Origin of the sequence: Pseudoalteromonas sp. NEC-BIFX-2020_015 (assembly GCF_012952265.1) — a bacterium.
GTDB classification, from domain to species: Bacteria; Pseudomonadota; Gammaproteobacteria; order Enterobacterales; family Alteromonadaceae; genus Pseudoalteromonas; species Pseudoalteromonas neustonica.
Genome location: NZ_JABCJL010000025.1, coordinates 61,769 through 75,413, shown reverse-complemented (window position 1 = coordinate 75,413; position 13,645 = coordinate 61,769). Strand labels below are relative to the sequence as shown.

The 13,645-nt window shown below is 40.6% G+C and carries 13 protein-coding genes; 6 read left to right on the top strand and 7 right to left on the bottom strand.

What is annotated here, in order from left to right:
* Positions 1–776: 776 nt before the first annotated feature.
* Together HH219_RS16900 and nfuA are read right to left on the bottom strand one after the other, a co-directional pair.
* Complete coding sequence (locus HH219_RS16900; protein WP_054206368.1) at positions 777–1,049, bottom strand: hypothetical protein; 273 nt, start codon at positions 1,047–1,049, stop codon at positions 777–779.
* Between the two features lie 12 nt (positions 1,050–1,061).
* Positions 1,062–1,637 carry a Fe-S biogenesis protein NfuA gene (nfuA, locus tag HH219_RS16895; protein ID WP_054206369.1) on the bottom strand — a complete coding sequence of 192 codons (576 nt, stop codon included), beginning with the start codon at positions 1,635–1,637 and terminating at the stop codon, positions 1,062–1,064.
* A 145-nt stretch (positions 1,638–1,782) separates the two neighbouring features.
* Between nfuA and HH219_RS16890 the strand changes: the two genes are divergently transcribed.
* Positions 1,783–4,335: a M14 metallopeptidase family protein gene (locus HH219_RS16890; RefSeq protein ID WP_169328135.1), complete on the top strand. Its 2,553-nt coding sequence runs from the start codon at positions 1,783–1,785 to the stop codon at positions 4,333–4,335.
* An 18-nt stretch (positions 4,336–4,353) separates the two neighbouring features.
* On the opposite strand, the gene HH219_RS16885 is transcribed toward HH219_RS16890, so the two are convergent.
* On the bottom strand, positions 4,354–5,055 hold the full coding sequence (locus HH219_RS16885; RefSeq protein ID WP_169328134.1) for a phosphoribosyltransferase family protein: 702 nt from the start codon (positions 5,053–5,055) through the stop codon (positions 4,354–4,356).
* A 58-nt stretch (positions 5,056–5,113) separates the two neighbouring features.
* Here HH219_RS16885 and bioH point away from each other — a divergent pair, with 58 nt between their 5' ends.
* From bioH to HH219_RS16870, 3 genes are all read left to right on the top strand, one after another.
* Complete coding sequence (bioH, locus tag HH219_RS16880) at positions 5,114–5,851, top strand: pimeloyl-ACP methyl ester esterase BioH (RefSeq protein ID WP_054206372.1); 738 nt, start codon at positions 5,114–5,116, stop codon at positions 5,849–5,851.
* Positions 5,852–5,951: 100 nt separating this feature from the next.
* Complete coding sequence (locus HH219_RS16875; RefSeq protein WP_054206373.1) at positions 5,952–6,260, top strand: hypothetical protein; 309 nt, start codon at positions 5,952–5,954, stop codon at positions 6,258–6,260.
* A gap of 6 nt (positions 6,261–6,266) precedes the next feature.
* Entirely contained in the window at positions 6,267–7,142 is an 876-nt protein-coding gene (locus tag HH219_RS16870) for a putative metalloprotease CJM1_0395 family protein (protein WP_169328133.1), read from the top strand.
* A 156-nt stretch (positions 7,143–7,298) separates the two neighbouring features.
* Here the strand turns inward: HH219_RS16870 and HH219_RS16865 are convergent, their stop codons facing one another.
* The 4 genes from HH219_RS16865 to greB form a co-directional block, all read right to left on the bottom strand.
* On the bottom strand, positions 7,299–9,632 hold the full coding sequence (locus tag HH219_RS16865) for a Tex family protein (RefSeq protein ID WP_169328132.1): 2,334 nt from the start codon (positions 9,630–9,632) through the stop codon (positions 7,299–7,301).
* Positions 9,633–9,795: 163 nt separating this feature from the next.
* Complete coding sequence (locus HH219_RS16860) at positions 9,796–10,377, bottom strand: CBS domain-containing protein (RefSeq protein ID WP_169328131.1); 582 nt, start codon at positions 10,375–10,377, stop codon at positions 9,796–9,798.
* Positions 10,378–10,426: 49 nt separating this feature from the next.
* On the bottom strand, positions 10,427–10,732 hold the full coding sequence (locus tag HH219_RS16855; RefSeq protein ID WP_169328130.1) for a hypothetical protein: 306 nt from the start codon (positions 10,730–10,732) through the stop codon (positions 10,427–10,429).
* Between the two features lie 140 nt (positions 10,733–10,872).
* Complete coding sequence (gene greB, locus HH219_RS16850) at positions 10,873–11,355, bottom strand: transcription elongation factor GreB (RefSeq protein ID WP_169328129.1); 483 nt, start codon at positions 11,353–11,355, stop codon at positions 10,873–10,875.
* 195 nt (positions 11,356–11,550) lie between these two features.
* Here greB and ompR point away from each other — a divergent pair, with 195 nt between their 5' ends.
* Together ompR and envZ are read left to right on the top strand one after the other, a co-directional pair.
* Entirely contained in the window at positions 11,551–12,270 is a 720-nt protein-coding gene (gene ompR, locus HH219_RS16845; RefSeq protein ID WP_054206379.1) for a two-component system response regulator OmpR, read from the top strand.
* A 5-nt stretch (positions 12,271–12,275) separates the two neighbouring features.
* A complete protein-coding gene (gene envZ / locus HH219_RS16840) occupies positions 12,276–13,598 on the top strand; it encodes a two-component system sensor histidine kinase EnvZ (RefSeq protein ID WP_169328128.1) in 1,323 nt (440 codons plus the stop codon).
* The last annotated feature ends 47 nt before the right edge of the window (positions 13,599–13,645 follow it).

Here is a 13,645-nt window from a genome sequence, read left to right as displayed (position 1 = left end):
AAAATTCAGTGAGTGCAAAGAATGGGCTCCTCATAACTAGAAGGCCGTCGGTTCGCTTTTCATAAACACTGGCTCCCGTAACCACTGAAATAAAAGTGAAAAGTAAGAATGAATCGACACTCTATATAAGTGTTTTTTTATGTCTGAAATTCAGTGAAATGCTTAGATTGGGCTGCGTATAACCCGAAGGTCGTCGGTTCGCTCTTCATAAACACTGGCTCCCGCAACCACTGAAATAAAAATAGTAATATTAAACAGACACGCCTAAAGCGTGTTTTTTTATGCCTAAAATTCAGTGAGTGCAAAGAATGGGCTCCTCATAACTAGAAGGCCGTCGGTTCGCTTTTCATAAACACTGGCTCCCGTAACCACTGAAATAAAAGTGAAAAGTAAGAATGAATCGACACTCTATATGAGTGTTTTTTTATGTCTGAAATTCAGTGAAATGCTTAGATTGGGCTGCGTATAACCCGAAGATCGTCGGTTCGCTTTTCATAAACTCAGGCTCCCGCAACCACTGAAATAAAAGTGAAAAGTAAGAATGAATCGACATTCTATATGAGTGTTTTTTATGTCTGAAATTTAGTGAAATGCTTATATCAATTTTATTAAAAACATGGTCATGCTAGCAAATTAAATTACTCACTAACTACGTTAAAAATTACTTATATAGAACAACTGCATATCATAACTTTTGCCTTGTTATTGAGCCATTTTCTTGTCGCAATAATAGATCACTAATTTAATGCAATTGGTATATTAGGCTGTTATGAATCTTACTTCCAAAGATCTGGGTCGTCATTTGCGTTTAAATTACTATTGTTGAGGACTTGTGCGAATCGATTTGCAAAAATACCTAAATATCCCCATGCCGCAAAGAATATTGCAGTGACAAGAATAACCAAACCAATTATTTGCAGGCTGAAGTGAGTATAGTAACCAAGGGCAATAAATATCACGGCCAGCACAAACAGTGCAAGGCCGCGTAAAAAGCGTTTTAAGCTGAGCTTAGGCTCTGAGCCTAAGCGATATATCAGCGGCTTTAACATAGCTGAAGACTATTAATAGTAAGAATGTTCGCCAGCTTTGTGATCAGTTATATCAGCAACGCCAGTGATTTCGTCAAACTTAGCTATCATTTCTTTTTCGATACCTTCTTTTAACGTGACATCGATCATTGAGCAACCATTACAACCACCACCAAATTGTAAAACTGCAATACCTTCTGCCGTTACTTCAACAAGGCTTACTTGGCCACCGTGGTTTGCTAACTGAGGGTTAACCTCGGTTTCTAGCATGTGTTGGATGCGCTCATTAAGTCCTGCGTCATCACCAATTTTACGTGCTTTAGCATTTGGCGCTTTAAGGGTCAGCTGTGTGCCCATATTGTCGGTGACGAAATCGATTTCAGCTTCTTCTAAGAAAGGTGCGCTTTCAGCATCAACAACAGCATCAAAACCATTAAATGGTAGACGAATATCGCTTGCTTCTACAGCATCTTCAGGGCAATAAGAAACACCACATTCCGCTTGTGATGTACCAGGGTTAACAACAAACACACGGATGTTTGTTTTTTCAGCTTGGTCAGCTAATAATTTTGCAAAATGCGATTGTGCGGTTTCGGAAATAGAAATCATAAAACAACTATACTTGACTAAATTACTCGGATACTGGTTATCATACTCCGCTCATCGCGTTGTCGCCAGTGTTGAGCGTAAAAATTTGGCATCTATTTTAAGCAATGATAGCGTGCAAACATTGATCATTAAATGAGTGTTTTATATGCGTTTGATAATAACAATCTTTACACTATTACTAAGCTTTTCTTGTTTAGCCCAACCTCTTTCTTATTATTTTGAAGAAGACGTTAAATTTGACCCAATGATCCCCACTCCAGAGCAGGTTTTAGGCTATGAAGTAGGTCAGTGGCATGTACGTCATGATCAGTTAGTACGCTATATGGAGGTGTTAGCACAAAAAAGTGATCGTATAAATTTTGAGGTAATAGGTCGGACTCACGAGCAGCGCCCATTAGTCATGCTAACGATTACCGCGGCTGATAAATTACCTAAAGTTGAACAAACCCGTCAGGCACATTTAGCACGTTTATCTGATAAAGAAAAAGCGAAAGCAGTGAACCAACCTGCCGTTGTTTGGATGGGTTATAGTGTGCATGGCAATGAATCTTCTGGCAGTAACTCAGCCTTATTAGTGGCGTATTATTTAGCTGCGGCGCAAGGAAAGGAGATTGATACGCTATTAAATAATACGGTCATTTTACTTGATCCTTCATTAAATCCAGATGGTTTAGCCCGTTTTGCTAATTGGGCGAATAGTAATCGCGGGATGAATTTGTCATCGGATCCACAAACCCGTGAACACGTTGAAAGCTGGCCAAGTAGCCGTACTAACCATTATTGGTTTGATTTAAATCGCGACTGGCTACTACTACAACACCCTGAATCGCGCGCGCGGATTGCTAAATTTCACCAGTGGAAGCCAAATATTCTGACAGACTTTCATGAGATGGGACCAAATAGCACATACTTTTTTCAACCTGGTATCCCTACTCGTAAACACCCAATAACACCAGATGAAAATGTTAGCTTAACGAAGGCAATTGCTAATTACCATGCAAAAACACTGGATGAGCATAACGCCTTGTATTTTACTGAAGAAAGCTTTGATGATTTTTATTATGGTAAAGGTTCAACATACCCTGATGTGAATGGTGGCGTGGGCATTTTATTTGAACAAGCGAGCTCACGTGGTCATTTACAAGACACGATAAATGGTCCGCTGAGCTTTGCTTTTACTATCAAAAATCAACTATTAACAAGTATGTCGACGTTTCAAGCGGCAATAGATAATCGCCAAGCGTTACTCGACTATCAAGCTAGTTTTTATAATCATGCTGTAGAACTTGCTAATGATGAAGATTACAAAGGTTATGTAGTGCAAGGCGGCGTTGATACTGCCCGTATTGAGCTATTCTTAGATTTATTAAAACAGCACAAAATTAGTGCTTATCCACTTAACAAAAGTGTGAAAGTAGGCGGTAAAAACTTTACAACACACAGTTATTTTGTGCCACTTGCACAACCTCAATTTCGTTTAGTGAAAGCTTTATTTAGCGAACAAAAAAGTTTTGTTGATAACACCTTTTATGATGTATCTGGCTGGACCTTGGCGCATGCCTTTAATTTAGAATTTGCAGCAGTAAAAAGTGGCTGGGGATTAGATGTGAGTAAAGCCGCGTGGCAACAGCCAGAGCAAGCACAGTTTGCAACGTTGGGTACGCATTATGCGTTTGGTTTTAAATGGGATAATTATTTAGCGCCTAAAATGCTTAATAAGTTATTGCAACAAGGTGTGCAGGCACGTGTGGCACTTAGCTCGTTATCAGCAAAGTCACTTACTCATACTGAAGAATTTGCGGCTGGAAGCATTATTATTCCTGCTGGTATTCAAACTAATCCGCAGTGGGTTACGCTCTTAAATAGTGCTCAGAATGAATTTGGCATAGCGATCACACCGATCACTTCAGGTCTAACAGCTAAAGGGGCTGATTTAGGCTCAAGAACACTTGCCGTAGTGAAAGCACCTAAGGTGCTGCTTGTTGGTGGTCAAGGGACTAGTCAATACGAGGTCGGTGAGGTGTGGTATTACTTAGACCGTTTTGTTGGCGTGGCACCTACGATAGTTGAAATGGAGCGCTTTGGTAATTTAGAGTTGAGTGATTACAGCCATATTGTATTGGCGCATGGTAATTATAATAAGCTGTCAGATGCTGATAAAGTAGCGATTAAAAGTTGGGTGCGTAAAGGTGGCGTTATTTGGGGGCACAAAGGTGGAGCAAAATTTTTAGTTGATCAACAGTTATTAAAAACCAGTTACTTATCACGCCAGGATGTCGCCAGTGCATTTAAAACAGATGGGCTAAATTATGGCGATAAAGATCACTTATCTGGACGCCAACGTATTGCTGGAGCGATCTTTAATACTAAAGTTGATTTAACTCACCCTCTTACCTTCTCATTGCAACGAGACACCTTGCCCGTATTTAAAAATAGTACTTGGTTGCTTGAAATGTCAGCAGCACCATTTGTTAATGTGCTGCAATATACTCAAAAGCCATTACTAGCTGGTTTTACGGATGATGTGAATGTTGAACAAGTTACTGGAGCAGCTGGTTTAGTTGCTCACTCATACGGGCGTGGTAATGTAATCGGCATGACTGACAACCCAGTATTTAGAGGTTACTGGTATGGCACAAGTCGGCTATTAAGTAATGCATTATTTTTCGGTCATACATTTCGAGCAAATGGGCAATAGTGTCAATTTTCACAAGAGTTAATGTTCTAGTGGCGTTAGGCAAGTAACAAATGTCCATACTTGTTTAGCGCCAGCGTGTTTAAGTACCATGGTGGCAGCATTGAGTGTTGCCCCTGTGGTCATAACGTCATCAATAATAGCCACCGTTTTTCCTGTCATATCTGTATTACACACAAATGCATTATTTAAATTTTTTATACGTTTAGCTTTACTTAGCGAGGACTGCGCTTGTGTTTTTTTAGTGCGTTGTAAACTCTGAAAATCAACATTTTCGTTTATTAGGCATGGTAGCCAACATTGCGCTACTTGATTAAAACCACGTTGTAGAAAACGCTGAGGATGCAAAGGTAAAATAATAAATATATCAGGCCATGACTCGCTATTGAGTTTGTAAATTTCTAGTTGTTGCTTAATCACAAGTGATAGTGCTTTTTTATAATGGATCTGATTGCTAAATTTAAGCTGTGTGAGCCAATGATCGAAAGGTGCGCGATACCATGAACAGGCAAATAAGCGATCAAACTGGCAGTCAGGGAATAACTCGACTATATCTGGGCGATATAACAAGTTTGGATAGGCTGTAATATCGAGCAACGCTAGATCTGCTAAGCAATGTTCGCATAAGCAGTGTTTTGTTAAAATAACACTCTGACATTGCACACAAAACGAAGGAAAAAACCAGTCAGATAAATGTTGTATTCGTTGATTAAAACCACTCATTGCATTCAGTCCTTGAAGCGCTATTATGAGCACTAAGTTTGGATGAGGATTGATAAAAATGCAAAATGAGTTGGTGTTACTACATGGCTGGGGGATGAATCAAGGTGTATGGAAAATCATTTTTCCGGAACTGGAGTTCTTACATGCAGGCGTTGTGCGGTGTATGAATTTACCCGGCTATGGCGACAGTCAAGTGTGGCCAACACCGTATAACTTGCATGATGCAGCTAAGCAGTTAAGTGAACAATTACAACCTAACTCTATTTTAGTGGGCTGGTCATTAGGGGGGCTATTTGCATTATATATTGCCAAACATTGGCCTGAAAAAGTAGCTAAAGTGCTATTAGTAGCTTCAAGTCCATTCTTTGCAGAAACAGAGGACTGGCCGGGTATTAAAGCAAATGTTTTAACGGCTTTTAAAGAGCAGCTAGTTACACATCGTGAAAAAACCATAGAGCGATTTTTAGCTATTCAAGCAATGGGAAGTACGAGTTCACGTGATGATATTAAACAGTTAAAAAAATTACTGAACGAATACCCTGCACCACAAGAATGTGCACTAAGCGCAGGGCTAGATATACTACAAAGTGATGATTTACGCGATATCTTTAGCAATTGCCCGGTGCCCATTAGAGGCGTTTTTGGGCGTTTAGATGCATTAGTACCGTACCGTGGCATAGCAAAAATGCAGGCACTGAATAGTGACTTTGAGTATGAAGTGATTGATAAAGCTTCCCACGCACCGTTTATTTCTCATAAAAAAGAGTTTTTATCTGCCGTCAAATCAATGCTTTGAAAAGTAATATCGACATAGCACTAAAAAGCCGATAGTAAAGCTTTATTTTGTGTATTTTATGAGCGATAATTAACCAATATATCATTGGTGGAGGTGTAGTATGCCAATCGGATCTGTATTTAATAGTGGTGTTGAAGGTTTTAACCGTGCCAGTCAAGGCATAGAAAAAGCCAGCGCAGAGATAAACCGCGCCAGCATTGAACAACAAGATGATGCGCAGTTAGCCCAGCAGCGTCAGTTGCAAGCTGCACGCCCAGAAGAAGCGATAACAGCGCCTGTATCGCAACCGCCAAAAATTGACGAAGCATTAGTAAACTTAAAAGTTGAAGAGTTTAATGTTAAGGCAAATACGCAATCGATACAGACAGCAGACGAAGTGCTTGGCACTTTGATTGACGTTAGAGTTTAATAGACTATGAATATTGTCACGCCATTTCCCAGTATTAATATAAACACTGCAAATGTGCATACGGAAACCGCTCGGCGTGACAATCAACTACGGGAAGTTATACCTGCCCCAGCGGCTGCAAAGCCTTCTAATACCGACAATAAAGCACTTGGCGATAACGAAAAAGCTAAGCAACCCGGCTCAACTGATGTTGGTACTTATGATGCTAAAGGTAAGCTTGCTGATGAAAAGGTAATTGAAGAGCGCCAGCAAAGCGATGGTGAGCAAAACCCTGAGCAAAACGAAGAGCAACAAGAAGCTAAAAAAGAACAGCAGAAGAAAGAGCAAGTAACCCAGCAAGAGCAGCAAGATGCAGCTCAAATTAAAGAACTTAAAGCACGAGATACCGAAGTACGTATTCATGAGCAAGCGCATGCGTCAGTTGGCGGGCAATATGCCGGCTCGCCAAGTTATGATTATCAACGAGGGCCAGATGGCACTAATTATGCCGTTGGTGGTGAAGTGCAAATTGATGTTGCTGAAATAGAAGGCGATCCAAAAGCAACCATTGAAAAAATGCAAACGGTACGAGCAGCTGCACTTGCTCCTGCAGAGCCTTCAGGTGCTGACCGTTCAATTGCAGCTGATGCTACGCAAAAACTTGCAGCAGCGCAGGCTGAGCTTGCAGCACCTGCCGCTGATGACGAGAGTGAATCAAATCGATCTACTTTTAAGGTAGATAATGGTTTAGCTGAAGATGAGCAAATAATTTCAGCTACAAATACAGAAACAGCAACTGCTAAGCGTGATGCAGATGTAGAGGCGCGCGCTGGTCGCATTGCGCAATTCTACCAAGGTGCTACCTCGGCTTACGGACAGTCAGGGTTTTCTGCAACTATATAATTCACAGTCCGGAATTAGTTGACCACAACAATTAGTATCACACCGTAAATACTCTATATAAAAATAGCTTTGATTTAAAAATAAAAAGCGCCTTTAGTCTAAACTAGGGCGCTTTTTATTATCTAAATAATAATCACTAATTTAATGCAATTGGTATTATTTTTTCACTTTTGCATTTGCGAAGGCATCTGCAAACGCATTCCCCATTAAGGCATTACCAGTATCGCGCTTTGGCTTTGCTGCACGAGGTTGGTGATTATTGCTGCGACTATTGTTTTGTGGCTTTTGATTTGCAGCTGGGGCTGCTTTATTACTGGTATCAATGTCATCATCCAAGCGCATAGTAAAGCTGATGCGTTTACGTGGGGCATCTACTTCAACTACTTTTACTTTAACAATATCGCCGGCTTTTACTACTTCACGCGGATCAGAGATAAACTTATTAGTAATAGCCGATATATGCACCAAACCATCTTGATGAACACCAACATCAACAAAAGCACCAAAGTTAGCGACGTTTGATACAACACCTTCTAAGATCATACCCGGTTGTAAATCACTGATTTTTTCAACACCCGCTTTAAACTCTGCAGTTTTAAACTCAGGGCGAGGATCGCGACCAGGTTTGTCTAGTTCGCTGATAATGTCTGTCACGGTGGGCAAGCCAAATTTATCATCGATATAGTCATTCGCAACGAGTTTATTAAGTAGATCTGAGTTACCAATCAGGCTGCTCACATCTAGACTATTTTGTTCGCAAATACGTTTTACAACAGGGTAAGCTTCAGGGTGAACTGATGAGCTATCAAGCAGATCGCTACCATTACTAATTTTCAAGAAACCAGCAGCTTGCTCAAAAGCCTTTGGTCCTAAACGTTCAACTTTTTTAAGTTGTGAGCGCTTAGTGAAAGAGCCGTTAGCATCGCGGTAGTTAACTATATTTTGTGCTAGGGTTTTATTTAAACCAGACACGCGAGTAAGTAATGGTACTGACGCCATGTTTAAATCGACGCCAACTAAGTTTACGCAATCTTCTACAACAGAGATAAGGCTTTGCCCAAGTTGGCTTTGCGATACATCATGCTGATATTGGCCTACACCAATTGATTTAGGTTCAATTTTAACAAGCTCAGCTAGAGGGTCTTGCAGGCGACGCGCAATTGAAACCGCACCGCGTATAGATACATCTAAATCTGGGAACTCATTAGCGGCAAATTCTGATGCAGAATATACAGATGCGCCAGCTTCACTGACCATGATTTTATTGAGTTTAAGCTCACTATTTGCTTTTATTAACTCAGCAACAAGCTTGTCTGATTCACGAGAAGCGGTGCCATTACCAATCGCAATCAACTCAACTTTATGCTGACGACATAGTTGCTCTAATGTCCGAATGGATTTATCCCAATGATTTTGTGGGGCATGAGGGAATATAGTTTGAGAGGCAAGTAGTTTGCCGGTGCTATCAACAACCGCTAGTTTACAACCAGTACGTAAACCAGGATCTAGACCTAAAGTGGTACGAGGCCCAGCAGGTGCTGCCATTAATAAATCTTTAAGATTCTTAGCAAATACATCGATTGCACCTGTTTCAGCTTTTTCGCGCATTGCAGCTAAAAACTCATTTTCTAAATGCAGACCAAGTTTCACTTTCCATGCCCATTGCACAACAGTTAATAACCATGGGCTGGCAACTTGGTTTTTAATATCAAGGCGGTAATGATCTGCAATCATAATCGCACACATATGTGCCGGGTTTTCAACGCTTGGTTCAGGGTTGATACTCAGCTGCAAAATACCTTCGTTACGTGCGCGCAGCATTGCTAAAGCACGGTGCGATGGGATTTTTTTGAGTGCTTCTTGGTGCTCAAAATAATCACGGTATTTGGCACCGGTTTGTTCTTGGCCTTTGATCAAGCTTGCTTCAATTTGGCCATGTTGGCTGATATGGCGACGGAATTTTGCGAGTAATTTAGCGTCTTCGGCGAAGCGTTCCATTAAGATGAATTTTGCACCTTCAAGGGCTGATTTTGTATCTGCAATAGACGCTTGTGGATTAATAAATTGTTCGCTTTGCTGCTCTGGATCTAATGAAGCATCGTTAAAAAGTGCATCTGCGAGAGGTTCAAGCCCTGCTTCTATCGCTATTTGGCCTTTAGTGCGGCGCTTAGGTTTATAAGGAAGATATAGATCTTCAAGCTCCGTTTTGCTGTCAGCACGCTTAATGTCGGCTTCTAAACTCGCGCTTAATTTATTTTGCGTTTTAATGGTGGCTAAAATAAATGCTCGACGCTCTTCAAGCTCGCGTAAGTATGATAGGCGCTGCTCTAATAAACGTAGCTGAGTATCGTCTAGGCCACCTGTAACTTCTTTACGGTAACGCGCGATAAAAGGAACGGTCGCGCCCTCATCAAGTAACTTTGTGGCAGCGATGACTTGCTGTTCTTGAGCATTTAGCTCGGTGGCTAAACGTGCAGAGATATTGCTCATGCAAAAACCTTATTAAACAATTTTAAAACCAGAACGATAGTTTTGGCGTGATGAATTGCTTGAATAATATCACAGCGTGGCTTAATAAAAAGGCCTTAAAGCATGCTATTTATATACTTTAGGGCCTTTATAATAGGAGAGTTATTTAAATAAACAATCGTACTTAATGAGGGTGCTCAACTTGCTCTAGAACTTCACTAAAACCGTGAGCAATAGGGCTAATATGAACAGGTATTTGCAATGTTTTAGCTATTTCACGCGCGGAGATCAAACCGCAAATTTCATTGTGTGCCGTTGTTACTAGTAAAAACATGATACCGTGATGCTCCATGGTTTGTAGTGCATCGCCAATGCAGGCGTAACCTAAACTTTGCATACTCACACCTGTTAAATGAGCGATCGGTGTCATCACATGGCGTAGGCTAACATCTTCGCGTGACACGTTTAGGCGTTGCGCTAGCATCATAATTTTTGAACTTTGTAGGTCTGCACTTGATACAACCCCGAGCAATTTCTCTTTATCGTCAACCACCAAGATAAAGTCAGTGTGTTGGTTGTTGGTTTGCTTTAACGCATCAACAATATTTGTTTCGTAATGCGCTCGTAGTGGATCTTTTTGGGTGAAATTATTCACCATTTTTAAAGCCGGAGACGTTAAATCGATTAAAGGTTGAGTGTCGCTGTAAGTGTGTGACAACACGCCTTTAGAGATATCTTGAGTACGTAATTCTTTGAAATTAGTCATAGTAACCACCAAAAATGTTATTAAATTTAATTAAGTTCTAAAAAATGAATTAAATAGAATAAGCTGGTGGTCCTCGCTGATAAGCGTGATTAAAAGGTTTAGCTAAATGTGCGCCCAAGTAAAACGACTGGGGAGTGTCGGGGAGTGGTTGAAGTGCCCCTAGAGACAGCCCGTTGTCATGAGTATCTATGTCAACGTCAAGGTTTGCTTGGTCGGGAATATCACAAGCAATGTAGTTAGCATTGGTGTGCTGCGCTTGATTGTCAAAATCATGCGCAAGTACAGTCAAACTCACACTCATTAAGAGTGTAAATAACATGGCATGACTGCATATGCGATGTAATAAGTTTGACATGAAACGACCTTCTAATTATGAACCCAAGCGCAAAATGCATTACTTGAGTACATTTATGTATAATCTATAACTACACATTAGACAATCAATAATTAACCAAATCTGAATTGTCTGATATTTTTAATTAAATGGATGTACGATTATTTCTGAGCATCAGGGTAGCTAATTTTGTTTACATACCACTGCTTTTTTCCTTGCGGCGTTGGTACTTCAAATTCATCATCTACCTGTTTTTTTAATAATGCACGTGCCATTGGTGAATCAATAGAAATATAATCTTTACGGTCGTAAATTTCATCAGGGCCAACAATTCTAAAGGTTAGTTTTTCTGCGTCATCATTCTCAATTTCAACCCACGCGCCAAAAAATACTTTACCAGCCTGTTGCACTGAGTAATCAATAATTTTTAGATCTGGCATGCGTTTACGTAAGTACCTAACTCGGCGGTCTATTTGGCGCAATAAACGCTTATTATATTGATAATCTGCATTTTCAGAGCGGTCACCTAAACTTGCAGCCCAACTCACTATTTTTGTTACTTCAGGGCGTTTTACGTTCCATAAGTGGTCGTGTTCTTGTTGTAGCTGTAAATACCCTTCGCGGGTGATTAAATTGGTTTTCACGGTTTTACTTATCCATCTTAGTGGGATCGCAGGCAAGGTATTAAAATATCACGGGCTTGTCGAGAGGATTTTTATGCTTTCGATAGGTTGTACCTTGAAACGTTCAGTAACAATCTTGTGACTTAATTAGTTTTTTATTATCACGCTTTTCCTTTATATTAACGAGTAACTGTATAAAACAACAAGAATGAAGTTATGGGACACGAAACCACAAAAGTATTGGTCGTAGATGACGATATGCGTTTACGCAGTTTATTAGAGCGTTATCTGGTAGAGCAAGGATTTATCGTACGAACTGCGGGTAACTCAGAACAAATGGATCGTTTGTTGGAACGCGAGAACTTTCATTTAATGGTGCTGGATTTAATGTTACCTGGCGAAGATGGCTTATCGATTTGTCAGCGTTTACGCCAAAAAGAAAATGAAATCCCGATTGTAATGCTTACCGCAAAAGGTGATGAAGTAGATCGGATTATTGGTTTAGAACTTGGTGCCGATGATTATATTCCAAAACCTTTTAACCCCCGTGAATTATTAGCCCGTATTAAAGCAATTTTACGTCGTCGTTCAAAAGAAGTACCGGGTGCGCCTGCTGCGGAAGAAAACGAAATTTCATTTGGTGAGTTCTCACTTAATTTAGCAACCCGAGAGATGAGTCAAGGCGATAAAACAATGTCATTGACGAGCGGTGAATTTGCGGTATTAAAAGCATTGGTGACACATCCACGAGAGCCGCTTAGCCGTGATAAGTTAATGAACCTAGCTCGTGGGCGTGATTATAGCGCACTTGAACGTAGCATTGATGTGCAAGTGTCTCGTTTACGCCGCATGATTGAAGTAGATGCGGCTAATCCTCGCTATATCCAAACAGTATGGGGCTTAGGCTACGTATTTGTTCCTGATGGTGAAAAATAACCTGAATGAGTATGTTTCCTAAAAGCGCATTTGGGCAAACGGTATTTTTGGTAGCGGCATTATTGTTGATCAATCAAGTCGTGTCGTACATCACCGTGAGCCTGTATGTGGTTAAGCCAACCATTGAGCAAGTTAACCTGATACTTGCTAAGCAAATTAAAACCGTGTTTATTGACTGGGAAGATGGCGTTGAAATAACAGATGAAGTATCGGAAAAGTTTTTTGAAATTACCGGTATAGAAGTCATGACACAACGCCAAGCAATGCACAGTGGATTAGGGCAAAGCCGTGAATATCCGATGTTATCGCGCAGTATGTCAGAGCAGCTAAATGGTTCTGCACGCGTACGAATTAGTCAAACGGGGCCGCTTGTTTATTGGGTTGAAGCACCGCAGGCGCCCGGTTATTGGGTTAAAGTTCCGCTCACTGGGTTTAAAGATAATAATCTGGAATTCTTAACTTTCTATCTATCAAGTATTGGCTTTTTAAGTGTTCTGGGGGGGTGGTTATTTGCGCGTCATCTAAATCGGCCTTTAAAAGCACTCCAGCAAGCTGCAATCAAAGTGGGTGTTGGGGATTTTTCAACCAAGCTAGAAGAACATGGCTCAACAGAAGTAATTGAAGTAACGCGGGCATTTAATCAAATGTCGCGAGGTATCGCTGCGTTAGAGAACGATCGCCGTTTATTAATGGCGGGTGTGTCTCATGATTTACGTACACCGCTTACGCGTATTCGTTTGGCGACTGAAATGATGTCAGATGAAGAGGATTACCTGCGTGAAGGGATCATTTATGACATTGAAGATATGAACGCGATTATTGATCAGTTCATTGAGTATTTACGTCATCATAAACGTGAAGAGTTAGCGCTTGAAGATTTAAATGCATTAGTGTCTGAAGTCGTACATTCAGAGCAAAAACATCAACGTAATATTACGTTTACTGAAAATCACAGTATCAATAATGTACCATTGAGCATGGTGGCTATTAAACGTGTTATTACTAATATGATTGAGAATGCAATACGTTATTCAGATGATGATATAGATGTGGAAACCACAATCAGTCGTGATAAAAAATACGCGATGGTGGTGGTTAAAGATCACGGGCCAGGCATACCTGAAAGTGAATTAGAATCAGTATTTGAGCCATTTAAGCAAGGTGACACAGCACGCGGTAGTGAAGGCAGTGGTTTAGGGTTGGCGATCATCAAGCGTATTGTTGATATGCACGGTGGTAAGGTTGCCTTAGTGAATCGCCCTGAAGGGGGGTTAAGTGCTGAGGTTTATTTGCCTTTAAAACATGTAACTACAAAAGAAAAGCAGTGATCAGTGTATTGGCTAAGTAATGTTATTTAACCGGGGTTAATGTGGTG

Excerpts from the sequence above, each read along its gene's own strand:
- HH219_RS16900 (WP_054206368.1), bottom strand. The coding sequence starts at position 1,049 with ATGTTAAAGCCGCTGATATATCGCTTAGGCTCAGAGCCTAAGCTCAGC.
- nfuA (WP_054206369.1), bottom strand. The coding sequence starts at position 1,637 with ATGATTTCTATTTCCGAAACCGCACAATCGCATTTTGCAAAATTATTA.
- HH219_RS16890 (WP_169328135.1), top strand. The coding sequence starts at position 1,783 with ATGCGTTTGATAATAACAATCTTTACACTATTACTAAGCTTTTCTTGT.
- HH219_RS16885 (WP_169328134.1), bottom strand. The coding sequence starts at position 5,055 with ATGAGTGGTTTTAATCAACGAATACAACATTTATCTGACTGGTTTTTT.
- bioH (WP_054206372.1), top strand. The coding sequence starts at position 5,114 with ATGCAAAATGAGTTGGTGTTACTACATGGCTGGGGGATGAATCAAGGT.
- HH219_RS16875 (WP_054206373.1), top strand. The coding sequence starts at position 5,952 with ATGCCAATCGGATCTGTATTTAATAGTGGTGTTGAAGGTTTTAACCGT.
- HH219_RS16870 (WP_169328133.1), top strand. The coding sequence starts at position 6,267 with ATGAATATTGTCACGCCATTTCCCAGTATTAATATAAACACTGCAAAT.
- HH219_RS16865 (WP_169328132.1), bottom strand. The coding sequence starts at position 9,632 with ATGAGCAATATCTCTGCACGTTTAGCCACCGAGCTAAATGCTCAAGAA.
- HH219_RS16860 (WP_169328131.1), bottom strand. The coding sequence starts at position 10,377 with ATGACTAATTTCAAAGAATTACGTACTCAAGATATCTCTAAAGGCGTG.
- HH219_RS16855 (WP_169328130.1), bottom strand. The coding sequence starts at position 10,732 with ATGTCAAACTTATTACATCGCATATGCAGTCATGCCATGTTATTTACA.
- ompR (WP_054206379.1), top strand. The coding sequence starts at position 11,551 with ATGGGACACGAAACCACAAAAGTATTGGTCGTAGATGACGATATGCGT.
- envZ (WP_169328128.1), top strand. The coding sequence starts at position 12,276 with ATGAGTATGTTTCCTAAAAGCGCATTTGGGCAAACGGTATTTTTGGTA.